The organism is Pseudoduganella sp. R-32, from assembly GCF_049913245.1.
GTDB lineage: Bacteria > Pseudomonadota > Gammaproteobacteria > Burkholderiales > Burkholderiaceae_D > Rugamonas.
Window position 1 is genome coordinate 5346144 of record NZ_CP183987.1, and the last position, 25035, is coordinate 5371178.

Consider the following 25035-nt stretch of genomic DNA (forward strand, 5'->3'; position numbering starts at 1 on the left):
AATCATCAGTCAGGCCGGGGTCACGTTGCCGCTAAGGCCCAGTTTGCCCAGCTTGGCTTTGACCTTTTCGGCCTCTTCCTTGTTCGGGAATGGACCGACTCGCACGCTGGTCAATTCGCCGTTGGCGGTGTTGACTTTCTGCGCATAGGACTTGATGCCGGCTTCGCCAAGCTTGCGCTGCAGCTCGTCCACTTTGTCTTTGGTCGCGAAGGCGGCGACCTTGACCACGTATTTGGTCGAAGGCGCTGCTTCGGCTGGCTTGCCTTCCAGGATAGCCATGGCGCGCGCATCGTCAGTGTGGGCAGGCTTGGCTTCCTGTTTAGGTTCCGGTTTCTTTGGTTCAGGCTTCGGTTCGGGATGCTTCACCTCGGCCTTGGCGACTTTCTGCTCGGTCGCTTTCGGTTCGGCCGCTTTTGGCGGCTTCGGAGTTTCGGTCACGGCCGGCTTGGTCGGCACGTGGACAATCTCTTCGCCTTTATCCAGCGACGCGCCCGCTGCGGCAACAGGAGCCACGGTACGCGTCGATGGCGACGCGGAGACTGGCTTGTTGGCCGCCGGAGCTGGCGCCGGGGCAGGCTGCTCGAGCGCAGGCGCCACGGCAGGGCCGCCATTCAGCGGTTCGCCCGGCTTGTCCTTCGACGGCATGCTGATGGCGATATCGGACACCGATGATTTCGGCTCCGAGTCGAGCAGCATCGGCAGGCCGATGGCAACGGCCAGCGCCAGCGCGATCGCGCCTACCAGGCGACGGCGGGCGCGTTTCTTCTCCGGCAGGACCGGATCGGGGGAATTTTTGCTGGAATTGCGGCGCGGCGCCGCGTCGGCGCCAGCGCTGGATGCGCGCTTGGAACGGGCCTTTTCGTCCAGGGCCCTGTCGTCCTGCGCGCGGTAGTAGCCGCTGTCTTCACCAGCAGCATCTTGCTTGTTTTTGCCAAATTTCGATAACAAGCCCATGCGGAATGTTCTCAGTGGAGTGAGGATTTTTTCGCCGCCATGACGCCGGCGACAGTCAGAAATGATCCAAAGACCACAATTCTATCATTCTCGCCTGCCCTGCTCATCGCATTTGCGAATGCCTGGCCTGGATCATCGAAAATATTGACGGTTTTTTCGTCCATTTTCGGCTCAATTAGCTGCACCTTGGCAGCCAGCTCGGAAGCGGTGGCTGCGCGCGGCGATGGCAAATTGGTAAGGCACCAATGGTCCACGCATGGCGCCATGGCCTTGATGACGCCATCGATATCCTTGTCGTGCATGGAACCGAACACCGCGAAGGTAAATGGGCTGAAGCCCATATTGCCTACGTTCTGCGCCAGCGCCGCCGCCGCGTGCGGGTTGTGCGCCACGTCGTAGATCACCGTCGGACGGCCTGGCAGCACCTGGAAGCGGCCCGGCAGCTCTACCATCACTAGCCCGGTACGCACCTCCTGCGCGCCAACCGGCAGCTCCATCTTCAGCGCCTCCAGGGCCGCCAGCGCCGCGCAGGCGTTCAGCAACTGGTTGGCGCCGCGCAGGCCGGGATAGGCCAGCGAATTGCGGCGCTGCGACCGGCCGCCGTAGTTCCACTGCTGCTTGTCGCCCGCATAATTGAAATCGCGGCCCATCAGCCAGAGGTCAGCGCCGATTTCCATGGCGTGGTCGATCAGGGACTGCGGCGGCACCGGGTCGCTGCAGATCGCTGCCTTGCCGGTGCGGAAGATGCCGGCCTTTTCAAAGCCGATCTGTTCACGCGTACCGCCCAGGTAATCGACGTGGTCGATATCGACGCTGGTCACGATCGACACGTCGGCATCGATCACATTGACCGCATCCAGGCGGCCGCCCAGGCCAACTTCCAGGATGACCACGTCCAGCGTCGCCTGCGACATCAGGTGCATGATGGCCAGCGTGGTGAACTCGAAATAGGTCAGCGAAATATCGCCGCGCGCCCGTTCCACGAAATTGAAGCTCTCCACCAGCTGTTCGTCGCTGGCCATGTTGCCGTTCAGGCGCGCACGCTCATTGAAGTGCAGGAAGTGCGGCTTGATGTACAGGCCGACACGGTAGCCGCCTTGCAGCAGGATCGATTCCAGCATGGCGCAGGTCGAGCCCTTGCCGTTGGTGCCGGCCACCATGATGACCGGGCACTTGAAGGCAAGCGCCATGCGTTCCTTGACGGCGCGCACGCGGTCCAGGCCCATATTGATGACGGTTTCGGCATGGCGCGACTCGATCAGCGCAAGCCATTCAGGGAGGGTATTCGGGAGATTGGACATTGTCGCCAGGGAGGGATTTTTGGGCGCGCAGCGCAGGAGGCTGCGCGCGCCGGTGATACTTAAAACTCGACGTAAAGCTTAGGCCAGCACTTCCGCGGCCTGGTTCTGCATCAGCGCCAGCAGGCGTGCGATTTCTTCGCGCATCTGGCGGCGGTCCACGATCATGTCGATCGCGCCCTTGGTCAGCAGGAACTCGGAACGCTGGAAGCCTTCCGGCAGCTTTTCACGCACGGTATTCTCGATCACGCGCGGGCCGGCAAAGCCGATCAGCGCCTTCGGCTCGGCCATCACCACGTCGCCCATGAAGGCGAACGATGCCGACACGCCGCCCATGGTCGGGTCGGTCAGCACGGAGATGAACGGCAGCTTCTTCTCGGCCAGCTTGGTCAGCATGGCAGTGGTTTTTGCCATCTGCATCAGCGACAGCAGGCCTTCCTGCATACGTGCGCCGCCGGTGGCGGTCACGCAGATGAACGGCACCTTCTGCTCCAGCGCCACCTGGGCCGCGCGGGCAAAGCGTTCGCCCACCACGGAACCCATGGAGCCGCCCATGAATTCGAATTCGAAGCAAGCCACCACAACCGGCAGGCTCATGATCGAGCCGCCCATCGCGATCAGGGCGTCGGTTTCACCGGTGGCTTCCATCGCCTGCTTCAGGCGATCAGGGTATTTCTTGCTGTCCTTGAACTTCAGCGTATCGACCGGCAGGGTCTCCTGGCCGATTTCATAACGGCCGCCGGCGTCCAGCAGTGCATCCAGGCGCTCGCGGGCGCGGATACGCATGTGGTGGTCGCACTTGGGGCAGACGTGCAGGTTCGACTCGAGGTCGGTACGGTACAGCACTGCCTCGCAGGATGGGCATTTCACCCACAGGCCTTCAGGCATTGTCTTGCGAGCGGCAGCTTCCGAGCGCTGGATGCGCGGTGGCAGCAATTTTTCCAACCAGCTCATAAATTTCTCCTCTTGCACTAACTTAGGCCGGAAGTGTAGCCGGTTCTGCCTGTCCTGTCGAACAAAACAGGCAGAACATTGCTCTCAAATCAACGGTTTTCGTCGAGTGCCTGGCGAATGCCGGAAACGAACGATCGTACTGATTTTGCAGCATTTTCCGGGCCGGCCGCTTCGATTTCCTGGATGATGCGGCTGCCGATCACCACCGCATCGGCCACCGAAGCCACAGCCTTGGCCGTGGCGCCGTCGCGGATGCCGAAACCGACGCCCAACGGCAGCTGGACGTGCTTGCGGATCATGTCCAGCCGGCGCGCCACGTCTTCGGTATCGATATGGCCGGCGCCGGTGACGCCCTTCAGCGACACATAGTACGTGAAACCGCTGCCGACGCGCGCCACTTGCTGCACGCGCTGCTCGGTCGACGTCGGGGCCAGCAGGAAGATCAGGTCCTGCCCGGCCGCGCGCATCTTGGCGGCGAATTCCTCGCACTCTTCCGGGGGGTAGTCGACCACGATCGCGCCATCGGCACCGGCGGCGCGGCTGGCGTCGATGTAGGCGTCGGCGCCGAGGCGCTCGATCGGGTTGGCGTAGCCCATCAGGACGACTGGGGTGGTCGTGTTGGTTTTGCGGAATTCGCGCACGAAGTCGAAGCAGTCGCGGATGCCGACGCCGTTGGCCAGCGCACGCTCGCAGGCGCGCTGGATCACGGGACCTTCGGCCATCGGGTCGGAGAATGGGATGCCGAGTTCGAGAATGTCGGCGCCGCCCTCGACCAGGGCGTGCATCAGTTCCACGGTTTTGCCGGGCTGCGGGTCGCCTGCGGTGATGAAGGTGACCAGGGCTTTCTTGTTTTGCGCTTTCAGGGCGGCGAAGGTTTGTGCGATACGAGTCATGTTTTTTCCTTTCAAACCGGTAAGGCAGTGTCTGACCCACGGGGTCAGACACTGGTACGCGGCGGTCGCTGGCCAGGTGCCTGACCCTGCGGGTCAGGCACCGGTTTACCGGTTTTAGAACTGCAGGCCGGCGCGCTGGGCGACGGTGTGCATATCCTTGTCCCCCCGGCCCGACAGGTTGGCCAGGATGATCTTGTCCTTCGTCAGTGTCGCCGCCAGCTTGGCCGCATAGGCCAGCGCATGCGAAGACTCCAGCGCAGGAATGATCCCCTCGATATGGCAGCAATCATGGAAAGCCTGCAGCGCCTCATCATCGGTGATCGACACATACTGCGCACGTCCCGAATCCTTCAGGTAGGAGTGCTCAGGGCCCACGCCCGGATAATCCAGGCCCGCCGACACCGAGTGCGTCTCGATAATCTGCCCGCCCTCGTCCTGCAGCAGGTAAGTGCGGTTGCCGTGCAAAACGCCCGGATAGCCGGCCGTCAGCGAAGCAGCGTGCTTGCCGGTGTCCAGCCCCTCGCCTGCCGCCTCCACGCCCACCAGCGCCGTCGCAGCCTGGTCGATATAAGGATAGAAAATACCCATCGCATTCGAACCGCCGCCGATGCAGGCCACCACATAGTCCGGCTGGCGCCCGGTCATCTCGGGCATCTGCTGCAGGCATTCCTCGCCGATCACGGACTGGAAATCGCGCACCATCATCGGATACGGATGCGGACCCGCCACCGTGCCGATGATGTAGAAAGTGTTTTCAATATTGGTGACCCAGTCGCGCATCGCCTCGTTTAGCGCATCTTTCAGGGTCTTGGAGCCGGATTCCACCGGCACCACGGTCGCGCCCAGGAGCTTCATGCGATACACGTTCTGCGCCTGGCGTTTCACGTCCTCGCTGCCCATGTACACCACGCATTCCAGGCCGAAGCGCGCGCAGATGGTGGCAGTGGCAACGCCGTGCTGGCCGGCGCCGGTTTCGGCGATGATGCGCGGCTTGCCCATGCGCTTGGCCAACAAGGCCTGGCCGATCACGTTGTTGATCTTGTGCGCGCCGGTGTGGTTCAGGTCTTCGCGCTTGAAGAAGATTTGCGCGCCGCCCAGTTGCTCGGACCAGCGCTTGGCGTGATACACAGGCGATGGACGGCCGACGAAGTGCTTCAGCTCATAGCGGAACTCTTCAAGGAACAGTTCGTCCTTGCTGTAGCGGTCATAGGCTTCGCGCAGCTCGGCCAGCGCGTAGCTCAGGGTTTCGGCAACGAAGGAGCCGCCGTAAGGGCCGAAATGGCCGGTGGCATCAGGCAGGTGGTAAGACGAGGCGTGGAACAGGTGCGCAGGAGGCGCATCAACCGGGGTTTTCATGGTGCGGATCTTTCTCAATAGTGGCATCTGCTGCCCGCACGCCGCGGATGAAGTCCGCGATCAGGCGAGCATCTTTGATACCCTTGGCGCGCTCGACGCCACTTGAGACGTCAACCGCGTAAGGGCGAACGCTGGCCACTGCGCCAGTCACATTTTGCACGCTCAAGCCACCACTCAAAACGGCCCGATGCGCGAGATCTTTTGGGATTAGGGACCAATCGAAAACCTTTCCTGCGCCGCCATATGCATCCACGAAGGTGTCGAGCAGGAGGCCCGAGAACAAGCCACTGGATGCGCGGCAAAGTCGCTCATATTCTAGCAGCTCAGCGCCGCTTGTGTCGGGTTTGACGCGGAAGACACGCACAAATGCCCTGCCCGCCGCACGCGCCGCTTGCGCGCATTGCTCCGCGGTTTCGTCGCCATGGAATTGCAAAAGTGACACTGGCGCGACTGCCACCGTGTCGGCCACCTGCTGCGCCGTGTGATTGACGAACAGGCCGACCGGCGTCACGAAGGGCGGCAGCAGCGTAATCAACTCGGCCGCGCGGGCCGGCGCCACGTAGCGCGGGCTCTTCTCGTAAAACACAAAACCCACCGCATCGGCGCCTGCAGCGACGGCTGCCTGGACGTCTTCTTCGCGGGTCAGGCCGCAGATCTTGATGCGCGTGCGTGGCATGGATGAATTTCCTCAGAAAGCAGGCAGGATGCTGGGCTCCTCGTACGGCAAGCCCCATTTTGCGTCGTATTCGATCCGGGACAGGTACAGGCCGTCCGGCATGAAGGTCGGCGCCGCCTTGGTGCGGTCCTTCCCTTCCAGCAGTTCTCCCATCCAGTCGGTATTTTCCCGTCCCTGGCCAACGTAGACCAGCGAGCCGACCAGGTTGCGCACCATATGGTGCAGGAAGGCGTTGGCGCGCAGCGTGAACAGGATCATGTCGCCGTGGCGCTCGATCTCGATCATCTGCATTTCCTTGACCGGCGTTTTGGCCTGGCACATGGAGGCGCGGAAGGCCGTGAAGTCGTGGGTGCCGATCAGCGGCTTGACGGCTTCGCGCATGCGCTCCACGTCCAGCTTCCAGTGGGTGAAGCCGGCGCGGCCTGCCAGCAGCGGCGAACGCACCTGGTGGTTGTACAGCAGGTAATGATAAGTACGGGACCGGGCGCTGAAGCGCGAATGGAATTCCTGCTCCGGCGTCGGCGCTTCCGGCAGGTAGCGCGCCCAGCGCACGCCGATCGATTCGGGCAGGAAGGCATTGATGCCGCGCACCCAGGCGTGTTCGGCGCGATCGAGTTCGGTGTCGAAATGCACCACCTGGTTCAAGGCGTGCACGCCGGCGTCGGTGCGGCCGGCGCAGGTTGTGCCCAGCCTGACGCAGGCGAAACGCTCGATGGCTTCCTCCAGCTTGTTCTGCACGGTCTGGCCGTGCGGCTGGATCTGGTAGCCAAGCCAGTCGGCGCCGTTGTACTGAACCCCTAATGCAATGCGTTTCAAAATAAAAAATGCCCGGTCAGATTGATCTGTGACCGGGCATTATACGGCGAATCAGGGATTAGCCGAGCTGGGCGCGCATTGCCGAAGCACGGGAGACCTGGTCGTCGCTGCCGCCGCGGATCACTTCATCCAGCAGCTCGCGGGCGCCTTCCTTGTCGCCGATTTCCTGGTAAGCCACAGCCAGGTCCAGCTTGGTGTCCATTTCCATGTGGAGGGCGGACATTTCTTCCTCGTTCTTCGGTGCCTCGGCCACTTGGGCCGCGCCGCCGAGATCAAGGTCGATGCCGGACAGGTCGAAGTCCGCTGCTGCCGGCGCCGGTGCCGCGGCAGGTGCGGCTTCCATTGGCAGGTCCAGCGCAAAGTCGGCCACCGACAGCGGTGCTTCTTCCACCGGCGCTGCTGCTGGCGCGCTTGCCGCAGGCAGCGAAAAGTCCATGCTGCTCAGGTCTGCCAGCGGATCGGCTGCCGGTGCCGCCGGCTTGGACTCGCTTGGCAGGTCCAGGTTGAAGTCCATGCCGATATCGGCCATCGCATCAGGCACTGGGGCTGCTTCCACCGTTTCCACCTTGGCAGCCGGGGTATCCAGGCCCAGGTCGAAAGACAGGTCCTGTACTTCTTCCGCAGCCGGGACAGGCGCCGGCGCAGCTTCAGCCACGACTGGCGCCGCAGGTGCAGGCTCGTCGAAGCTCAGGCCACCGAGGTCGAAGTCCAGGGTGTTGCTGTCGGCAGCTTTCGGGCTTGGTTTGGATTCTTCAGCCAGGGACGGCAGCGCACCTGCGTCGCGGTCCAGGTCAAAGTCCATCACGCTGGCAGCAGCCGGTGCGGCGTCCTGGCTCAGGTCCAGGTCCAGGCCATCGGCAGCAGTTTTGGCTGGTGCAGCGGGCTCAGCAAACATCGCAGCGAAGTCGTTGAGCTCATTCGACTCGCTGGCTACGAAAGGGGCTGCACCGGCGGCAGCGGCGGCGCCGCCCATGCCGGCAGCGGCCTTGGCTTGCGCTGCACTGACGTACAGTGGATTGTCAGGATCGATGCTGACACCCAGCGCAGCAGCTTGCGCCCACTCATCGCCCACGCCCTTGGTCATCGAGTACAGCTCGCTGGCCTGGGTTTCGAAGGAACGTGCATCCTTGCGGCCGGCATAGATTTCCAGCAGCTTCAGGCGCACTGGGTGGCGTTCCGGATGGACGCGCAGCGCCTCCTTCAGGATTTCCTCTGCCTGGGCATCGCGGCCGTAAGCGATGTACACATCGGCTTCCGCCACCGGATCGACTTCATTGGTATCGAGCTGGCTGGCCGAAGGTGCGAAGTTGGAGTTGAACACGCTGTTGCTGGTGTCCACGCTCTGGCCGCCGGTTTCGGCGAACAGCGAGTGCGCGGTGGTGCCAGGATCGCCCAGCACGCTGGCTGCTTCCGTATTCGGCAGCGCCAGTTCTTCGGCAGCTTTGCGGCGGCGGACCACCATCAGCGCTGCGATGCCCAGCAGCGCAGCAACGCCGGCGCCGATCACCTTAATGTTCTCCATGATCATGTCGACCAGGCCCGGCTCGACCTTCGCAGGAGGAGGCGCAGCTACGGAACGCTTCGGCTTGGCTGGCTTCTCTGGTGCGGCTTCCGCCGGCGCCGAGGCTTCCGGAGCCGGTGCCGTAGCTGCTGGAACTGGAGCCGGGGCTGGAGCGGATGCAGCAGGCGCAGGCGTCGGTTCGGACAGCTTGACAGCCGGGCTGGCAGCCGGTGCCGCGGCCGCCGGCGCAGGGGCTGGAGCGGGTGCCGGCGCGCTGGCCTTCGCTTGCGCGCTGGCGGCTGCCTTGCTCTTCACCTCCATCAGCTTCTCGAGATTGTTGACGTTCTTTTCCAGCTCCTTCACGCGGGCGCTGGCGTCCGCCATCTGGCGGTCCTTGGCGATCTTGTCTTCCACCGCGCCGGTCTTGCCTGGCTTGCTGGAAGTTTCGCCTGCCTTGGACAGTTTCAGCTGGTCTTTCGACTCGGTGACGGCAGTCGGGCGTTCCTTGACCTGGGCGGTGATCTTGCCGGTCTGGCTTTGCTGGGATTCCGCTTCCTTGGACGGAGTCGCCGCAGCCACCTGGCCTGCCAGCTTGGAGCGGTAGGCGTTGAAGTCGGCAGCATGCGCCACCACCACGCCGTGGGCTTCGCCCTGGCTGGTGCCCTTGACGGTGCCGGCATCCGGCACGGACAGGATGGTGCCGGACTTCAGGCGGTTCATGTTGGAGCCGTTGAACGCATCCGGATTGGCGCGGTACAGCGCAACCAGCATCATGTCCAGCGACACGTCGGCCGGTTTCAGGCGGCCGGCGATCTTGCCCAGCGTATCGCCCTTCTTGACTTGATAGCTGTCAGCGGCACCGTCCTGGGCGGCAGCGGCGCGCGGCGCAGCGGCCGGCTCCGGTGCACGCGACGGGGCGGCCGCTGCCGACGGCGCGGCGCTTGGCGCAGCTGCTTGGGCCTGTGCTGCAGCAGCAGGCGCGGCCGCAGGGGCTGCTGCCGGCTTGGCGGCAGGACGCGAACGCTGCGCCGCCACTTGCGCCGAATTGGTCGTGCGCAGGTCGGCCGGGTCCAGCAGGAAGGTGTACTCGCGTACCAGGCGACCGTTAGTCCAGGTCAATTCCAGCAGCATGTCAACGAAAGGCTCGTTGATCGGCTGGGACGAAGTAATGCGGATAAATTGGCGCGAGCCACGGGCTTCGACCTCGAAGCGCAGGCTGAGCAATGCCGAATTGAAGTCGATATTGGCGGCACGGAAGGCATCCACCGAGGCCAGCTTGGCCACCAGTTCGGATGCTTCTTCAGGGGTAACGGCAGTCAATTCGATTTCGGCGCGCAGCGGCTGCCCCAGCGAGGAGAGCACAGTGAGCTTGCCAAGGCCTGCTGCGTTGACGGAAATAGGTGCGAGCACTGCACCGCTGAGCATGGCAGCGGTCAGTGTTTTCAACGCGAACGAAGCGACCTTGGAAGGTTTTTGAACAGGCATAGTGAGCGACGAAAAATGGTTAACGTGGAAACAAAGTTACTTTTCCAGAGGTCTCAACATAACATCATGCTTTGGAGCATGCAAGCATTGTCCCACTATTCTTCCTTTAAAGGAACTATTCTGTTTCGTTCATGCCGAAAATATTCCTTCGCCCAAAGAAAAAGCCGGAATTTCCTTTGAAATCCGGCTTTTAGAAAATACTGTTTAACTTGTTTATTATTCAGTAGTTATTAGCTGATTAATAACAGTTTATTTATCCAATACGATGCGCAGCATGCGGCGCAGCGGCTCGGCCGCGCCCCACAGCAGCTGGTCGCCCACCGTGAAGGCCGACAGGTAGTCGCCGCCCATCGACATCTTGCGCACGCGGCCGACCGGGATCGTCAGGCTGCCGGTGACGGCGGCCGGGGTCAGTTCCTTGACCGACGCCTCGCGGGTGTTCGGCACGAACTTCACCCACTGGTTGTCCTTGGCGATGATGTCGTTGATCTCGTCCAGCGGCACATCCTTGCGCAGCTTGATGGTCAGCGCCTGGCTGTGGCAGCGCATGGCGCCGATGCGCACGCACAGGCCGTCGACCGGGATCGCGGAGGCGGAGAAGCCTTCGCCGCGACCCAGGATCTTGTTGGTCTCGGCGCCGCCCTTCCACTCTTCCTTCGACTGGCCGTTGCCCAGGTCCTTGTCGATCCATGGGATCAGGTTGCCGCCCAGCGGCACGCCGAACTGCTTGGTTTCTTCCGGCGACAGGCCGTGCTGGGTGGCCAGCACCTGCTTGTCGATTTCCAGGATGGCGGAAGCCGGGTTGTCCAGCAGGTGCTTGACGGAGGCGTTGATGGTGCCGTACTGGGTCAGCAGCTCGCGCATATGCTGGGCGCCGCCACCCGATGCCGCCTGGTAGGTCATGGAGGTCATCCACTCCACCAGGTCCTGCTTGAACAGGCCGCCCAGGCCCATCAGCATGCAGGACACGGTGCAGTTGCCGCCGATGAAGTTCTTCACGCCCTTGGCCATCGCGTCCTTGATCACGTTCAGGTTGACCGGATCGAGCACGATCACAGCGTCCTTGTCCATGCGCAGGGTCGACGCGGCGTCGATCCAGTAGCCGTTCCAGCCCGCTGCGCGCAGCTTCGGGAATACCTCGGTGGTGTAGTCGCCGCCCTGGCAGGAGATGATGATCTCGCAGCGTTTCAGTTCGTCGATGTTGGTGGCGTCCTTCAGGGTAGTCTCGTTCTTCGCCATCTTCGGCGCAGCGCCGCCGGTGTTCGAAGTGGAGAAGAATACCGGCTCGATATGGGCAAAGTCGCCCTCTTCCTGCATGCGCTGCATCAGGACCGAACCGACCATGCCGCGCCAACCAACCAGACCTACGAGTTTCATTTTGCTTTCCTTTGGGGTTAATTCGTTTCAATTCTAAACCGGAACCCGGTGTCTGACCCTGCGGGTCGGACACTGGTTTACCGGTTCTAGAGCGCCGCCACCACCGCATCGCCCATCTGCCCGGTGCCCACCTTGTTGGTGCCCTCTTCGTAGATGTCAGGCGTGCGCAGGCCCTGGGCCAGCACCTTCTTGACTGCGTTTTCGATGCGGTCGGCCTGCTCCGCGCGATTCAGGGAGTAGCGCAGCATCATGGCAGCCGACAGGATCGTGGCCAGCGGGTTGGCAACGTCCTTGCCCGCGATATCGGGAGCCGAGCCGTGCGATGGTTCGTACAGGCCCTTGTTGTTGGCGTCCAGCGAAGCCGATGGCAGCATGCCGATCGAGCCGGTCAGCATGGCCGCGGCGTCTGAGAGGATGTCGCCGAACATATTGCCGGTGACGATGACGTCGAATTTCTTCGGCGCGCGCACCAGCTGCATGGCGGCGTTGTCGACGTACATATGGTCCAGCGCCACGTCCGGGTATTCCTTGTGCACGTCGGTGACGATGTCCTTCCAGAACTGGAAGGTCTCCAGCACGTTGGCCTTGTCGACCGAAGTCAGGCGCTTGGCGCGCTTTTGCGCCGCCTGGAACGCCACGTGGGCGATGCGGCGGATCTCGCCTTCCGCATAGCGCATGGTGTCGAAGCCTTCGCGCTGGCCCTTGAACGGGCCGTCCGGGCATTCGCGCACGCCGCGCGGCTGGCCGAAGTAGATGTCGCCGGTCAGTTCGCGCACGATCAGGATATCCAGGCCCGACACCACTTCTGGCTTGAGCGTCGAAGCGCCGGCCAGTTCAGGGTACAGGATGGCAGGACGCAGGTTGCCGAACAGGCCGAGGTTCTTGCGCAGGCCGAGGATTGCCTGCTCCGGGCGCAGCGGACGCTCCAGCGTGTCGTACTTCCAGTCGCCGACGGCGCCGAACAGCACGGCGTCGGCCGCCTTGGCCAGCGCCAGGGTGTCTTCCGGCAGCGGGTGGCCCTTGGCTTCATAGCCGGCGCCGCCGACCGGCGCGGTTTCCATCTCAAACTTTTCGTCGAGCGCGTTCAGGACCTTGACGGCCTGGCTGACGATTTCCGGGCCGATGCCATCGCCCGGCAGGATTGCGATTTTCATTATTCGATCTTCTGTTAGATAACGTTGGCCAGCCAGGGCTGGCTGGCAAGACGGCGCTCCTCGAACGCGCGGATCTCGTCGGCGTGGCGCAGGGTCAGGCCGATATCGTCGAGACCATTCATCAGGCAGTACTTGCGGAAGGCGTCGATCTCGAAGGGATAGGAGACGGAGCCGTTGCTGGTGCCGACACGCTGCTGTTCAAGGTCCACTACCAGGCGGTAACCCGGGAAGGCCTTGACTTCGTTGAACAGATGATCGATCTGCGCTTCAGTGAGGACGACCGGCAGCAGGCCGTTCTTGAAGCAGTTGTTGAAGAAGATGTCCGCAAAGCTTGGCGCGAGGATGGCGCGGAAACCGTACTGGTCGAGCGCCCACGGCGCGTGTTCGCGCGAGGAGCCGCAGCCGAAGTTCTTGCGGGTCAAAAGAATCGAGGCGCCCTGGTAGCGCGGCTGGTTCAGCACGAAGTCCGGGTTGAGCGGGCGTTTGCTGTTGTCCATGCCCGGTTCGCCGTGGTCCAGGTAGCGCCACTCGTCAAACAGGTTGGGGCCGAAGCCGGTGCGATGGATCGACTTCAGGAATTGTTTCGGGATGATCGCGTCGGTATCGACGTTGGCGCGGTCAAGGGGTGCAACTAGACCTTCGTAGACGGTAAATTTTTCCATGATTCTCAACGAGGTGGCGACAGCGGGCCGGCATGCTCGGCGCAGCCCGCAGTGCGGCGGTTATTTACTGCCCGCGCCTTCCATTTTCTGGCCGACTTTCTGGACATCCTTGCCGAAGCCTGCAACGGTATTGCAACCGGTCAGGGCGAAGGCGGTGATAGCAATGGCGATGGCGAATAGTTTCTTCATGATGTGTCTCTGGCAGATTATGGTTAGCGGATGGATCGAACATCCACAAAATGGCCGGCGATACCGGCAGCCGCCGCCATGGCGGGAGACACCAGGTGGGTGCGTCCGCCCTGGCCTTGACGGCCTTCAAAGTTACGATTGGAAGTGGACGCGCAGCGCTCGCCCGGATCGAGGCGGTCGGCGTTCATGGCCAGGCACATTGAGCAACCCGGCTCGCGCCACTCAAAGCCGGCGGCCTTGAAGATCGCATCCAGGCCTTCACGTTCGGCCTGCTCTTTCACCAGGCCGGAACCCGGCACCACCATCGCCAGCTTCACGTTGGAGGCGCGCTGCTTGCCGCGCACGACAGCAGCGGCGGCACGCAGGTCTTCGATGCGCGAGTTGGTGCAGGAGCCGATGAACACCTTGTCGATGCGGATGTCTTCGATGCGGGTGTTAGGCGTCAGGTTCATGTACACCAGGGCCTTTTCCATGGCGTCGCGCTTGACCGGGTCTTTTTCCTGGTCAGGATCGGGTACGCGGCCGTCGATTGAAGTCACCTGCTCCGGCGAAGTGCCCCAGGTCACCTGCGGCAGGATCTGGGCCGCATCCAGCGTCACCACGAAGTCGAACTTGGCGCCCGGGTCGGAATGCAGGGTGCGCCAATAGGCCACCGCCTGTTCCCATTGCGGACCTACCGGCGAATAAGGACGGCCCTTGACGTAGTTGATGGTGGTCTCGTCGACAGCGACCATGCCGGCGCGCGCGCCCGCCTCGATTGCCATGTTGCAGACCGTCATGCGGCCTTCCATCGAGAGCGAGCGGATCGCCGAGCCGGCGAATTCGATCGCATAGCCGGTGCCGCCAGCAGTGCCGATCTTGCCGATCACGGCCAGCACGATGTCCTTGGCGGTCACGCCGGCCGGCAGCACGCCGTCGACCTGCACCAGCATGGACTTGGACTTCTTGGCCAGCAGGGTCTGGGTCGCCAGCACGTGCTCCACTTCCGAGGTGCCGATGCCGTGCGCCAGCGCGCCGAACGCGCCGTGGGTCGACGTGTGCGAGTCGCCGCACACCACGGTCATGCCCGGCAGGGTCGCGCCCTGCTCCGGGCCGATCACGTGCACGATGCCCTGGCGCTTGTCGTTCATGTTGAAATAGGTCATGCCGACCGACCTGGTGTTCTTGTCCAGGGTTTCCACCTGCAGGCGCGAGACCGGGTCTTCGATGCCGTGCGAACGGTCCGTGGTCGGAACGTTATGGTCGGCCACGGCCAGGTTGGCCGACAGGCGCCATGGCTGGCGGCCGGCGTCGCGCAAGCCGTCGAATGCCTGCGGGCTGGTCACTTCGTGGACCAGGTGGCGGTCGATGTACAGGAGGGCGGTGCCGTCTTCCTCAGTGCGTACTACGTGGGATTCCCAGAGTTTGTCGTAAAGCGTTTTCATGATGCTGCCGTAATAGGTGATCCGTTTGATTATGCCATATTTTGTGCAATGCAAAACCCGGCTGTTTTCCGCCTTGTGAGCAATCCAACGTAGATTTCGAGCGATGGCGCCAAATAAAAAAAGCCCGCAGCCCCTTTTTGGGAGGCTGCAGGCTTGTGTTTTCTTTATTTTTCGAAGGAGGCTTTAGGCCGCCATTCGTACACTTCCCCTGCAACCGTCCATCAGGAACGATAGGCCAACCACTAGGACCAGGTCGCCCTCCGCGGAACGCGCGGTACCGGTAATGCCGTCCACCGACAGCGCGGTCATCGGTTTGATGACCAGGTCGGCAGTGCCGTCCACGGCCGCTACGGCCAGGATGTATGGCTGCGGCGAGTTGATGACGATGCCCACGCGCTCCGAGCACGGCTCGTAGCCCAGCGCACCGGCCAGCGAACGCACCGGCAGCGGACGGCCCTGGTCCTTGAGGACTGGCGCGCCGCCCACTTCCATGAATACTTCCGGCAGTTCGACCACGCGCTCGACCACCGCCATCGGCAGCGCCAGCAGCGCGCCCGAGGTGGAGACCAGCATGGTCGGCACGATCGACAGCTCGATCGGCAGGCGGATGGCGAACTTGGTGCCCTTGCCCAGTTGCGATTCGATGTGGATGGCGCCGCGGTTCTTTTCCACGGCGGTCTTGACCACGTCCATGCCGACGCCGCGGCCGGACACTGAGGACGCCACTTCCTTGGTCGAAAAGCCCGGCAGGAACACCAGCTGGTAGGACTCGTCGTCCGACAGGTTGGCGCTTGGCGAGATCAGCCCCTTTTCCGCTGCCTTGCGGCGCAGCGCCACCGGGTCCATGCCCTTGCCGTCGTCCTGCAGCACGATCATGACGGAGTTGGCCTCCTGCCACGCCTTCAGGGAGATGTAGGCTTTCGGCGGCTTGCCGATGGCCATGCGGGCGTCAGGCGCTTCCACGCCGTGGTCCAGCGCGTTGCGCAGCATGTGCACCAGCGGGTCGTACAGGCTGTCCACCACTACGCGGTCCACCTCGGTTTCCGCGCCTTCGATGGTCAGCTCGACTTCCTTGCCCAGGTCCTTCGCCAGTTCGCGCACCAGGCGCGGGAATTTCTGGAACAAGCGGCCGACCGGCTGCATGCGGGTCGCCAGGGTGGCGCGCTGCAGTTCGGTGGAATAGCGCGAAGCGCGTTCCAGCGTCTCGGTCAGGGCCGACATCAGGGTCGCAGCCTGGCCTTCGAATTTGAATTGCTGCAGGCGCTCCAGCAACACGGCTGCCTGGTTGGCGGCCTGCACCGACTCGCCGGCCACTTCGAGCAGCGCGTCGAGCTTGACGGCGTCGATACGGATCGATTCTTCCTTGGCCGGCGCGCTGGTCGGCTTGGCTTCGCCGGCCGGACGTTCGCGCACTTCCGGCGCCGCAGCGGGCGTGGCGGCCGGCGCACCGGCTGCGGCGTGGGCCGCAGCCACGCCTTCGGCACGCGCATCGACAGCAGGCCGCACGTAAGTACCGGGTGGCACCACGGCTTCGTACATGCCTTCCCAGTCAAGGCCATCGGCCGACGGCGCGGCAGCTGGCGCAGCGCCCGGTGCGGCGGCGGCAGGGGCAGCCGCGGGAGCGGCGGCAACCGGCGCGGCGGCCGGCTTGGCCTTGCCCGCAGCGGAGCTGGCCTTGCCCTCGATCGCATCTTTCAGGATCGCTTCCAGGTCGGCCGGCATCGGCGCCAGCTGGTCCGGCGCGGTGCCGTTATTCAGGTCGGTCAGCTGGTCGGCCACGAAGCCGGAAGCCTGCAGCGCCGCTTCGATCGACAGCGGCGTGACCGGCGCAGCGCCGGTGCGCAGCGCATCGAACAGGTTCTCGGTCAGGTGGCAGGCCGACACCAGCGCCCCCAGGTTCATGAAGCCCGCGCCGCCCTTGATGGTGTGGAACGAGCGGAAAACTGCGTTCAGCGTTTCCTTGTTGTCGGGGTCACGTTCGAGGCGCAGCAAGTGCTCTTCGACGTTGACGGCCAGGTCCATGGCCTCGACAACGAACTCCTTGAGCATATCGTCCATTAGAACCCCAGGTCGGCAAGCAGGTCATCGACGCTGTCCTGATTCAGGGCTTCCGATGGGACGGATGGACCCGACATCAGCGACACCTCTTTCTGCGCAATCTTCTCGCGCACATCGGCCGGCGCATTGTCCTTCAACAGTTGCGCCAGTTCGGATTCGACCTTCTTGGTGATGGCGACGACCTTCTTGATCAACTGGCCGGTGATGTCCTGGAAGTCCTGGGCCATCATGATTTCCAGCAGGCGGGCTTTCTCCGCCTCCGTTGCTTGCGCTACCTTGCTGGCAAAAGCGCGCGAATCGCCCGCCAGGGCCTTGAAGTCCTCAATGCTCAGCTTGCCTGCGAACAGGTCGGCCCAGCGGTCTTCCATTTCCTTGGCCTGCTTGGACAGTACTTCCTGCGCCGGCATGCCGTCGTCCAGGGTATTCAAGACCTTGTTGGCAGCCTGCTCGGTCAGCGAGGCGACATATTCCAGGCGGTCCTGCGCGTCCACGATCTGGGTCGACGCTTCAGTCAGGGCCTTGTCGTAGCCCAGTTCACGCAGCGAGTCGTGCAGCAGGCGCACAATGCCGCCCAGGCGCTCGAACATGCCCTCGGCGTGCTCGCCGCCTTCCGCGGGCGCCTCGCCCGCCGGGGCCGGGGCCGCTGCCGGCGCTGCGGCAGGGGCTGCCGTTTTGCTGGAAGCTGCTACGGAATCAAACAGGCTTTCCAGGTCATCAGAATCGCCCGACTCGGGTGCCGCAGCGGCCGGAGCCGGCGCTGGAGCAGGTGCAGGCGCATTCGCCCGTTGCGCGGATACTTCCTCAAATAATGCATCGAAATCATCAGCGGCGTCGGTCATAATTCCTGCTTCTCCATTACGTTTCAAATTGCCAAAACATTGTCAAATTTAACGCTCGGCAATAAATTGGGTTCTCTCGCGAGTGTAACAGGGGCAGCCCCCACAGTTCAATCTCTTAGGTGAAGCCGGATGGCCCTCCAAGTGTACTGTTGTATTTGCGGATCGTGTGAAATACACGCTGCAAGCCCCTGAAATAGCGGGAATTTGCGCCATCTGCGATGTCCTCGTGACAGTTTCTTGATAATTATCAACTCTTTACAGCAGAACAATACTGGCAAACGGGGCTACAATGAAGGCAGGAACTGACTCTTTTAAATAGTTAAAGGAGGCTGAGATATGTATCGGAAAATCCTGATTACGACGGACGGCTCGGCCGTTTCCAGCAAGACCGCTTGCGCCGGGGTCGAATTTGCCCAGCAGCTCGGGGCGGAAGTGCTGGCCCTGTTCGTGGCACCGGAATACCAGTACCCGATTTACGTGGAGATCATTCCGCCCAGCTACCCGAGCGAAGAAGAGTATCGGGCGGCAATGCAGCGCGCCGGCAACGAGCACGTTCAGTCTATCCTTGAGTCTTGCGCGAAAAAAGGCGTGCGGGCCGAAGGCATGACCGCCTTTGCCGAAAGCGCGGCACTGAAGATCGTGGACGTCGCCAACCAGTGCGGCTGCGACCTGATCTTCATCGGTTCGCACGGGCGCAGCGGCTGGGGACACTTGCTGCTGGGCAGCGTGACCAATAAAGTGCTGTCGCATACCAAGATCCCGGTGCTGGTGCACCGGCTGATCAAAGACCCGCGCCCGGCCTGAACGGCCAGCGTTACGACGCGCTCCGGCCTGCCGGGCTGGGGCGTGAAGACCAGTATTGCTAACTATTGAGGAACCATGATTCGAATTGTCATTGCCGACGACCACACCATCATGCGCGAAGGGCTCAAGCGCATTCTTGACGGGGCACCCGACATCGACATCGTAGGCGAAGCCATCGACGGCTTCGAAGTCCTCACCCACATCCGCCAGGGCGGCTTCGACCTGCTGCTGCTCGACCTGTCCATGCCAGGGCGCAGCGGCGTTGACCTGATCCGCCAGATCCGCAGCGAATCGCCCAAGCTTGCCATCCTCATCCTCACCATGCACGAGGAAGAGCAGTACGCGGTGCGCGCCATCCGCGCCGGCGCCCAGGGCTACCTGACCAAGGAAAGCGCCGGCACCCAGCTGGTGGGCGCCATCCGCAAGGTTGCCTCCGGCCGGCCCTATATCTCCACCGAAGTGGCCGAGCAACTGGCGCTGAATATCATGCAGCCAGCCGAAACCCTGCTGCACAAACAGCTTTCCGACCGCGAGTTCGAGGTGTTTTCGCTACTGGTGTCGGGAAAATCCATCACTGAAATCGCCAACGGCCTGCATTTGAGCGTCAAGACCGTGAGCACCCACAAGACCCGCATCATGCAGAAGATGGGCATGGCTTCGCTCTCAGAAATGGTTCAGTACGCAGTGGCGCACAAGCTGCTGACCCCGTTCAAGGCATGATTGACAAGGTTGATTTTAGGATAATTCCTACATCGCCCCACTACCCTCCTACGGGTATATTCAGCAACGACTGATATTTTTCCCACATTCACGTTGGCATACTGAAACCATTCCGTTTGGGAACCAGGAGATCAGCATGCTCTCAACGCAACCCGTGTCCCATGAGGCCGGCCGTCAGCGGCAAGGCCGTTTGTGGTCCAACCTGAAAGAAGTGTGCGAACTGCTGCACTTGCCGCCGGTATCGCTCAATTCTGAAGAGCTGCTGTTCCAGCATGTGCAGTTCAAGACCGGCCAGCGCGTGCATACGATTGGCCAGCCGTTCGACATGCTGTACGTGGTGAATTCCGGCTTCATGAAAACGGTGCTGATTGACGAGTTCGGCAACGAGCAGGTGCTGGCCTTCCCGATGAAGGGCGACCTGATGGGCGTAGACGGCATCCACAGCAAGACTTACGCCTCGGAGGCGGTGGCGCTGTCGGACTGCGACCTGATCCTGCTGCCGTTCAAGAAGCTGACCACGCTGGGCCGCACCCACGTGGAGTTGGAGAATTTGATGTACGGCGTGATGAGCCGCGAACTGGTGCGCGAGCAAGCCATGATCGGCATGCTGGGCGCCCTGAGCGCGGAGGCGCGGGTGGCGCGCTTCCTGGTCACGCTATCGGAAAAGTTTTCGCAGATGGGTTATTCGAGCAAGCTGTTCAACCTGCGCATGACGCGCCATGAGATTGGCAGCTACCTCGGATTGACGCTGGAAACGGTCAGCCGCACCCTGTCAGCCTTCAACGAGATCGGGCTGATCAGCGTGGACCAGCGCACCATCGGCATCAAGGATGTCGACGCCCTGAAATCGCTGCGTCGCCTGCCGCCATCGCGCACGCGCAGCAAGCTGCCGTCGCGCGCCAAAGCCGCCGCCAGCGAAGCTGCCGTGCCGCTGCTGGCGACTTTGTAAAGAGTACTACTCACCCAGCTTTGGCCCGCTTCGGCGGGCCTCTTTTTTTCTTCAATAATTTATTTGACAAGCTTTGCCGACCTGAGCATAATGCAAATGCGAATCATTCTTATCTGAGGAAAAATAACAATGTCTACTGCCACTATCGACGCCCCCAAACCCAAGGCTGCTGTCGCCCCTGCCGCGCAGCAGCCGACCCAGCCCCTGCGCCGCTACACCACCGCCGGCCTGATGGAAGATCAGCGCGAAATCGAAATTGAACATGCCGGCCGCATCTACCGTCTTCGCATCACGCAGTTGAACAAGCTGATCCTGACTGCCTGAAGCTTACCCTCCCCAATCGCCAGCCAGCCGTCACACGCGGCAGCCAGCCACCCCTGAAACTTTGGAGTGAATCATGGCTATCGACCGCAACGACCCGATCTTCACGCACAGCGCCGCTGCCCGGCAGCCGGAACTGATGCTGTCCGCCGTGCTGCACCTGATGTCCCACTATACGGCCAACGCCGCCGACAATGGCGGCTGCGTCAAGCTGGCATCGGTCATCGAGCGCCACCTGAAAGCGCTGGCGGCGCTGCCGGACCTCTCGCCCGTGCTGCGCGCCACCTGCCAGCAACTGTGCGAACAGTGGGGCGCCGTGGTCGAACATGCCCGTCCTCCGCAGGAACGCGCCAATTTCCTGGCGCGCCTGATGGGCCGTCCCCGCCCTGCCCCGCTGGCGGCCTGAGGGCCATCATGTGCGACAAGCACGACACTCCAGCCGCCAAGGCCGCGGCGGCCGAACCGGCGCGCCGCCGCCGCATCTGGGACCTGCCCCACACCTGCCACTGCCCCCTGGTCGGCGTCGGCCTGCCGCTTGGCGTGCTGCGCAAGATCGTCACCAAGGCAGTCGGCGGCAAGGTGCTGGCCGACGACTATGAAGTCCACGTTGGCGCCGTCAGCGAATGCGGCAACCGCAACCGCCTGTCCGAAGCCGTGCAGAAGGAACTGGAACGCCGCTATGCAGTGGTGATCCAGCGCTTCCGCCACGCCCGCGACACAGCGGCCCTGGAAGCGTTGTGGGAAGCTGCGGTCGCCAGCGGCGACGTGCCGGGCCCGTTCTGGGCCGGCCTGAGCCACCCGCACTGCACGCTCGAACTGCAGGAACGCATGTGCCGCGACCTGCACATGATCCAGCACCAGGCCGGCGCCGCCACGCGCGCCGACATCAGCCGCCTGCAGGCGCTTGAACAATCGAATGCCGCGCTGGAGCGCGAACTGGCACGCCAGCAGCAGCGCAGCGCCACCTGGCAAGCCGAGCGCCACTCCGAACAGGAAGCCCATGCAGCCGCCATGATGCAGCTGCGCGCGCAACTGGTAGGCCGCGACAGCGTGCTCGCCTCGCTGCGCCAGCAACTGGAAGAGCTGCACGCCACCGTTCCCGGCCTCGCCACGCGCGAACGCCTGGCGCGCCAACTGGCCGACACCGAGCAACGCGTGCATGACTTGCGCGCCGAAGCCGCCGCCGCCCGCGCCGAAGCCAGCGCCCTGGAACGCCAGCTCAGCGAAGCACGCGCCGCCTTGGCCGCAGCCGCGGCGCAATCATCGCCCGCCATGCCGGCAGCCGCCACCGCCGCAACGGGCGGGCCGGCTGTCCGTGCGGGCACCACCTCGCAACGCATCACGCTGCACGGACTGCTGGCCGAGCGCGTGCTGTGCGTCGGCGGCCGCGCCGGCAGTGTGGCCGGCTACCGCAGCGTGATCGAAGAAGCCGGCGCCGAATTCCTGCACCACGACGGCGGCCTCGAAGACAACGTCGCCCGCCTCGAGACCAGCATGGCCGCCGCCGACCTGGTGATCTGCCAGACCGCCTGCATCAGCCACAGCGCCTACTGGCGCGTGAAAGACTTCTGCAAGCGGCACCAGAAGCGCTGCATCTTCGTCGACAACCCCAGCGTCACTACCCTCCAGCGCGCGCTAGAACCACAATAAAAGTCGGGGTCAGGTCTGGCAATCCGCCATTCCGCTGCGCGGAATGGCGGATTGCCAGACCTGACCCCGACTTTCAAAAAGAAACGCCCCGGCGCTTGCGCGCACGGGGCGTTTTGCTACTTGCTACTGAGGGCGGCGATTAGAAGGTGTAATTGCCGGTCAGGTAGAAGGTGCGGCCCATTGGGTCGGCGTAGCGTGGGTCGAAGCCAACCTGGTGGCCCGAGGAGTTACGCAGGGACAGCGGTGGGTTGCGGTCGGCCAGGTTCTTGATGCCGGCGCGCAGCGCCAGTTGCTTGTTGACAGCCCACTTGCCTTGCCAGTCGAAGGTCAGGTGCGATGGCACGTGGATGCGCACATCTTCGGAGGCGTTGGTACCCAGGTTCCACACAGTGGTCTTGGCATCGGTGTAGCCGTTGCGGTAGTTGGCGATGATCGAGTTGCTGAACGCGCCGGTTTCCAGGGTGTTGGTCCAACGTACAACGTGGCGGAACGACACGGCATTGTTGATGCCGAAGAAGTTCATGCTGTTGGTCCACTGATCGTCAGTGCCTGGCTTGGTGTAGTCAGACTTGATCAGGTAGGTGCCTGCCAGGGTCGACGAGAAGCGACCGAAACCGAAGTTGTGGCGGCCGGTCATGTCCCAGTCGATACCCTGGTTGTGGGTCTTGCCGATGTTGATCGACAGGCGCTGGAAGGCGTAGGACGTCTTGCCGCTTGCCACTTCGGTGAAGGTGGTGAACAGCTGCGGGTAGTCCGCGCCACCGTTGGCAAATGCCAGTTGCTCGGATACCGACGATACGGCGTCGCGAATCTTCACGTCCCACAGGTCGGCGCCGGCGGAGAACCAGTTTGCCGGCTCGACGCGGAAACCAACGGTGAACTGCTTCGACTTCTCAGGCTTCAGATTCACGTTGCCACCCGACATAACCGGGTATTGCTCCAGGGCGCCAGATTTGCACAGGCTGCTGTTGCCTTGCACGTTCGGGCAAGCATACTTGGACGCGGTCACGCCTGCCGGCACCAGCGGCTGGCCGATGTTCAGCATGTCAGGTGCCTTGAAGCCGGTACCGTAGGAAGCGCGCACCACGGTGATGGAGTTTGGCTGCCAACGGGTGCTCAGCTTGTAGGTAACAGCCGATTCCTTCTTGCCCATCTCGGTGCCGGTTACGCCATTGTCGATCGCGGTGTAGGCGTCGTAACGCACGGCGCCGGTCACTTCAAAGGACTTCACCACTGGCACCAGCAACTCGGTGAACAGACCGTAGGTCTTGCGGGTCATGTCGTAAGTCGCAGGGCTGCTCAGGTTGTAGATCAGGCCATTCTTGGCAGCATCGCTCGGGGTTTGCTCGTAGTGGTAGCGACGCAGGTCACCGCCCAGTGCGATCGAGCTGGAGCCGCCGCCCAGGCCCAGGTCGAACAGCTCGCGCGATGCGCGGCCATCGATGCCGGTCATGGTGGTCGATGCATTGCGGATCGCGCCGCGGTAGGTCGAACCATCGATCAGCGCGCGGGTAGCGTCGCTTACCGGGCCCAGCGGTGCGAACGGATCGAGGGAACCGTTGGCCATCATGCTGCGGAACTCTTTGTTCAGCTGGTAGCCGCCAACATAGCGCTCTTCGTACTTGTTGCGCGACCAGGTCAGGCCACTGCTGAAGTTCCAGGCGCCGATGTCGCCTTCCAGGCCGGTCACAAAGTGCTGGGTGTCGGTCACGGTCTGGCTATCGCGGGTGCCCCAGTCGAAGCTGCGGTAGGTCGCGTTCACTGGCGAGACGCCCGGCTTGGTCACCGCCAGGTTGGCTTGCTGGGCCGGGGTCAGGAAAGGCTGTACGTAGTTGGTATAGAACGCCGAACTGACTGGCACCGAAATCGGCATGGCGTTAGGCGCGATACGTGCGGTCAGGTCGAAGCGGCCAATGACGGTTTCAGCGAACAGGTTGACGTTGTCGGTCAGCTTGAAGGTGGCGTTACCGAAGAAGGTGTCGCGCTTGCTTTGCGGGACGATTTCAACGGTCGAACCGGAGTCGAAGCCGCAAGTCTGCTGGTTGGTCGGCACCACCACGTTCATTGGTGCGCACTTGCCGTTCTTCAGCAGGTATGGGTTGAAGGTGGTACTGGTCTTGTCGTTGAAGTCGACGGTGACGTTGCCCGGCACAGCGGAGCTGCTGGTGCGGTCCATGACGTAGCTGTTGCCGTTGTAGTTGAACGGAACGAACGAGGTCTTGGCGAATTCACGCTCGGTTGCGCGCAGCTGGGTGCGCTCGTCGTGGCGGTAGGTACCCATCAGGGCCAGGCGGCCACCCAGCAGGTCGTTGCTGCCGAAAGTGATCGCGGCATCAGTCTGGCGACCGGAGCTGCTTTCGAACGGCTGGGAGAAGTTGGCTTCCAGGTTCACGCCATTGAAGTTCTTCTTCATGATGAAGTTGATCACGCCGGCGATCGCGTCGGAACCGTACAGTGCGGAGGCGCCGTCGGTCAGGATCTCAACGCGCTCGATCGCGCTCATCGGGATGGCGTTCAGGTTGACGGTCGAGCCATCATTTTGCGGAGCAATGCGGCGACCGTTCAGCAGCACCAAGGTGTAGCTCTCGCCGATATCGTGGATGGACGCGGAGACGCGGCCACCGGAATTGGAGCCGGCAGCAGTTGCTTCAATGGAGAAGCCCTGCATCGCTGGCAGGGCCTGGATCAGTTCGGCGACGGTGTTGGCGCCGGTCTTCTTGATCGTTTCGGCGGACAGGCGCTGCACTGGCAGTGCGCCTTCGACGGCGATACGCTTGATCGCGGAACCGGTGATTTCAACGCGCTGCATTGGCGCTTCTTGCGCGGCGGCGTGGCCGGCAGCAATCAGGGCCAGGGCGGACATTGCCAGGCGCACGGAACGCACACCGACTTTTTCTTGGAAAGCCATTCTCTACTCCTTCGGGTTTCTAAAAACGTTCGAATGAGCAAAGTTTC

The 25035-nt window shown here is 62.8% G+C and carries 22 protein-coding genes; 6 read left to right on the forward strand and 16 right to left on the reverse strand.

Translation table 11 applies throughout. The features are described from left to right. Window positions 1–9: 9 nt before the first annotated feature. The 15 genes from ACN9MU_RS24410 to ACN9MU_RS24480 all read right to left on the reverse strand — a co-directional run bounded on the left by ACN9MU_RS24410 (window position 10) and on the right by ACN9MU_RS24480 (window position 17636). The gene (locus ACN9MU_RS24410; protein WP_426163393.1) at window positions 10–954 is read right to left on the reverse strand and encodes an SPOR domain-containing protein; all 945 of its coding nucleotides are present in this window, start codon (window positions 952–954) and stop codon (window positions 10–12) included. An 11-nt stretch (window positions 955–965) separates the two neighbouring features. Then, window positions 966–2255: a bifunctional tetrahydrofolate synthase/dihydrofolate synthase gene (folC, locus tag ACN9MU_RS24415; RefSeq protein ID WP_426318823.1), complete on the reverse strand. Its 1290-nt coding sequence runs from the start codon at window positions 2253–2255 to the stop codon at window positions 966–968. Window positions 2256–2333: 78 nt separating this feature from the next. Further along, window positions 2334–3206 (reverse strand): acetyl-CoA carboxylase, carboxyltransferase subunit beta, encoded by an 873-nt coding sequence (gene accD / locus ACN9MU_RS24420; RefSeq protein WP_090439030.1) that lies wholly within the window; start codon window positions 3204–3206, stop codon window positions 2334–2336. An 89-nt stretch (window positions 3207–3295) separates the two neighbouring features. Further along, the gene (gene trpA, locus ACN9MU_RS24425) at window positions 3296–4099 is read right to left on the reverse strand and encodes a tryptophan synthase subunit alpha (protein WP_426163398.1); all 804 of its coding nucleotides are present in this window, start codon (window positions 4097–4099) and stop codon (window positions 3296–3298) included. A gap of 114 nt (window positions 4100–4213) precedes the next feature. Then, window positions 4214–5455 (reverse strand): tryptophan synthase subunit beta, encoded by a 1242-nt coding sequence (gene trpB, locus ACN9MU_RS24430; protein WP_426163401.1) that lies wholly within the window; start codon window positions 5453–5455, stop codon window positions 4214–4216. Then, the gene (locus ACN9MU_RS24435) at window positions 5439–6131 is read right to left on the reverse strand and encodes a phosphoribosylanthranilate isomerase (protein ID WP_426318824.1); all 693 of its coding nucleotides are present in this window, start codon (window positions 6129–6131) and stop codon (window positions 5439–5441) included. Before ACN9MU_RS24435 ends, trpB begins: the two co-directional genes overlap by 17 nt. A gap of 12 nt (window positions 6132–6143) precedes the next feature. After that, entirely contained in the window at window positions 6144–6947 is an 804-nt protein-coding gene (gene truA / locus ACN9MU_RS24440) for a tRNA pseudouridine(38-40) synthase TruA (RefSeq protein ID WP_426163405.1), read from the reverse strand. Window positions 6948–7005: 58 nt separating this feature from the next. Further along, window positions 7006–9933, reverse strand: a complete 2928-nt coding sequence (locus ACN9MU_RS24445) for a FimV/HubP family polar landmark protein (RefSeq protein WP_426343577.1) — start codon at window positions 9931–9933, stop codon at window positions 7006–7008. 249 nt (window positions 9934–10182) lie between these two features. Then, a complete protein-coding gene (gene asd, locus ACN9MU_RS24450) occupies window positions 10183–11310 on the reverse strand; it encodes an aspartate-semialdehyde dehydrogenase (protein ID WP_426163411.1) in 1128 nt (375 codons plus the stop codon). An 86-nt stretch (window positions 11311–11396) separates the two neighbouring features. Then, a complete protein-coding gene (gene leuB, locus ACN9MU_RS24455; RefSeq protein ID WP_426318826.1) occupies window positions 11397–12464 on the reverse strand; it encodes a 3-isopropylmalate dehydrogenase in 1068 nt (355 codons plus the stop codon). Window positions 12465–12478: 14 nt separating this feature from the next. Continuing rightward, window positions 12479–13126, reverse strand: a complete 648-nt coding sequence (gene leuD / locus ACN9MU_RS24460) for a 3-isopropylmalate dehydratase small subunit (protein WP_426163415.1) — start codon at window positions 13124–13126, stop codon at window positions 12479–12481. Between the two features lie 60 nt (window positions 13127–13186). Further along, complete coding sequence (locus tag ACN9MU_RS24465; RefSeq protein ID WP_057259662.1) at window positions 13187–13315, reverse strand: entericidin A/B family lipoprotein; 129 nt, start codon at window positions 13313–13315, stop codon at window positions 13187–13189. 23 nt (window positions 13316–13338) lie between these two features. Next, complete coding sequence (gene leuC / locus ACN9MU_RS24470; protein WP_426172286.1) at window positions 13339–14742, reverse strand: 3-isopropylmalate dehydratase large subunit; 1404 nt, start codon at window positions 14740–14742, stop codon at window positions 13339–13341. Window positions 14743–14922: 180 nt separating this feature from the next. After that, on the reverse strand, window positions 14923–16797 hold the full coding sequence (locus tag ACN9MU_RS24475; RefSeq protein WP_426163418.1) for a chemotaxis protein CheA: 1875 nt from the start codon (window positions 16795–16797) through the stop codon (window positions 14923–14925). Next, complete coding sequence (locus ACN9MU_RS24480) at window positions 16797–17636, reverse strand: protein phosphatase CheZ (RefSeq protein WP_426343578.1); 840 nt, start codon at window positions 17634–17636, stop codon at window positions 16797–16799. The genes ACN9MU_RS24475 and ACN9MU_RS24480 overlap by 1 nt, the downstream gene beginning before the upstream one ends. 336 nt (window positions 17637–17972) lie before the next feature. Between ACN9MU_RS24480 and ACN9MU_RS24485 the strand changes: the two genes are divergently transcribed. The 6 genes from ACN9MU_RS24485 (at window position 17973) to ACN9MU_RS24510 (ending at window position 22080) form a co-directional block, all read left to right on the forward strand. After that, entirely contained in the window at window positions 17973–18440 is a 468-nt protein-coding gene (locus ACN9MU_RS24485) for a universal stress protein (protein ID WP_426163423.1), read from the forward strand. Between the two features lie 75 nt (window positions 18441–18515). Then, window positions 18516–19160: a response regulator transcription factor gene (locus ACN9MU_RS24490; protein WP_130310986.1), complete on the forward strand. Its 645-nt coding sequence runs from the start codon at window positions 18516–18518 to the stop codon at window positions 19158–19160. Between the two features lie 136 nt (window positions 19161–19296). Then, window positions 19297–20109: a Crp/Fnr family transcriptional regulator gene (locus ACN9MU_RS24495; RefSeq protein ID WP_426163427.1), complete on the forward strand. Its 813-nt coding sequence runs from the start codon at window positions 19297–19299 to the stop codon at window positions 20107–20109. Window positions 20110–20238: 129 nt separating this feature from the next. Continuing rightward, entirely contained in the window at window positions 20239–20433 is a 195-nt protein-coding gene (gene hemP, locus ACN9MU_RS24500; RefSeq protein WP_426163429.1) for a hemin uptake protein HemP, read from the forward strand. 73 nt (window positions 20434–20506) lie between these two features. Next, window positions 20507–20836, forward strand: a complete 330-nt coding sequence (locus tag ACN9MU_RS24505; RefSeq protein ID WP_426336235.1) for a hypothetical protein — start codon at window positions 20507–20509, stop codon at window positions 20834–20836. Between the two features lie 8 nt (window positions 20837–20844). After that, window positions 20845–22080: a DUF2325 domain-containing protein gene (locus ACN9MU_RS24510; protein ID WP_426343579.1), complete on the forward strand. Its 1236-nt coding sequence runs from the start codon at window positions 20845–20847 to the stop codon at window positions 22078–22080. A 139-nt stretch (window positions 22081–22219) separates the two neighbouring features. On the opposite strand, the gene ACN9MU_RS24515 is transcribed toward ACN9MU_RS24510, so the two are convergent. After that, window positions 22220–24988 (reverse strand): TonB-dependent receptor, encoded by a 2769-nt coding sequence (locus tag ACN9MU_RS24515; RefSeq protein ID WP_426163438.1) that lies wholly within the window; start codon window positions 24986–24988, stop codon window positions 22220–22222. Window positions 24989–25035: the final 47 nt, after the last annotated feature.

Excerpts from the sequence above, each read along its gene's own strand:
- ACN9MU_RS24410 (WP_426163393.1), bottom strand. The coding sequence starts at position 954 with ATGGGCTTGTTATCGAAATTTGGCAAAAACAAGCAAGATGCTGCTGGT.
- folC (WP_426318823.1), bottom strand. The coding sequence starts at position 2,255 with ATGTCCAATCTCCCGAATACCCTCCCTGAATGGCTTGCGCTGATCGAG.
- accD (WP_090439030.1), bottom strand. The coding sequence starts at position 3,206 with ATGAGCTGGTTGGAAAAATTGCTGCCACCGCGCATCCAGCGCTCGGAA.
- trpA (WP_426163398.1), bottom strand. The coding sequence starts at position 4,099 with ATGACTCGTATCGCACAAACCTTCGCCGCCCTGAAAGCGCAAAACAAG.
- trpB (WP_426163401.1), bottom strand. The coding sequence starts at position 5,455 with ATGAAAACCCCGGTTGATGCGCCTCCTGCGCACCTGTTCCACGCCTCG.
- ACN9MU_RS24435 (WP_426318824.1), bottom strand. The coding sequence starts at position 6,131 with ATGCCACGCACGCGCATCAAGATCTGCGGCCTGACCCGCGAAGAAGAC.
- ACN9MU_RS24445 (WP_426343577.1), bottom strand. The coding sequence starts at position 9,933 with ATGCCTGTTCAAAAACCTTCCAAGGTCGCTTCGTTCGCGTTGAAAACA.
- asd (WP_426163411.1), bottom strand. The coding sequence starts at position 11,310 with ATGAAACTCGTAGGTCTGGTTGGTTGGCGCGGCATGGTCGGTTCGGTC.
- leuB (WP_426318826.1), bottom strand. The coding sequence starts at position 12,464 with ATGAAAATCGCAATCCTGCCGGGCGATGGCATCGGCCCGGAAATCGTC.
- leuD (WP_426163415.1), bottom strand. The coding sequence starts at position 13,126 with ATGGAAAAATTTACCGTCTACGAAGGTCTAGTTGCACCCCTTGACCGC.
- ACN9MU_RS24465 (WP_057259662.1), bottom strand. The coding sequence starts at position 13,315 with ATGAAGAAACTATTCGCCATCGCCATTGCTATCACCGCCTTCGCCCTG.
- ACN9MU_RS24475 (WP_426163418.1), bottom strand. The coding sequence starts at position 16,797 with ATGGACGATATGCTCAAGGAGTTCGTTGTCGAGGCCATGGACCTGGCC.
- ACN9MU_RS24480 (WP_426343578.1), bottom strand. The coding sequence starts at position 17,636 with ATGACCGACGCCGCTGATGATTTCGATGCATTATTTGAGGAAGTATCC.
- ACN9MU_RS24485 (WP_426163423.1), top strand. The coding sequence starts at position 17,973 with ATGTATCGGAAAATCCTGATTACGACGGACGGCTCGGCCGTTTCCAGC.
- ACN9MU_RS24490 (WP_130310986.1), top strand. The coding sequence starts at position 18,516 with ATGATTCGAATTGTCATTGCCGACGACCACACCATCATGCGCGAAGGG.
- ACN9MU_RS24495 (WP_426163427.1), top strand. The coding sequence starts at position 19,297 with ATGCTCTCAACGCAACCCGTGTCCCATGAGGCCGGCCGTCAGCGGCAA.
- hemP (WP_426163429.1), top strand. The coding sequence starts at position 20,239 with ATGTCTACTGCCACTATCGACGCCCCCAAACCCAAGGCTGCTGTCGCC.
- ACN9MU_RS24505 (WP_426336235.1), top strand. The coding sequence starts at position 20,507 with ATGGCTATCGACCGCAACGACCCGATCTTCACGCACAGCGCCGCTGCC.
- ACN9MU_RS24510 (WP_426343579.1), top strand. The coding sequence starts at position 20,845 with ATGTGCGACAAGCACGACACTCCAGCCGCCAAGGCCGCGGCGGCCGAA.
- ACN9MU_RS24515 (WP_426163438.1), bottom strand. The coding sequence starts at position 24,988 with ATGGCTTTCCAAGAAAAAGTCGGTGTGCGTTCCGTGCGCCTGGCAATG.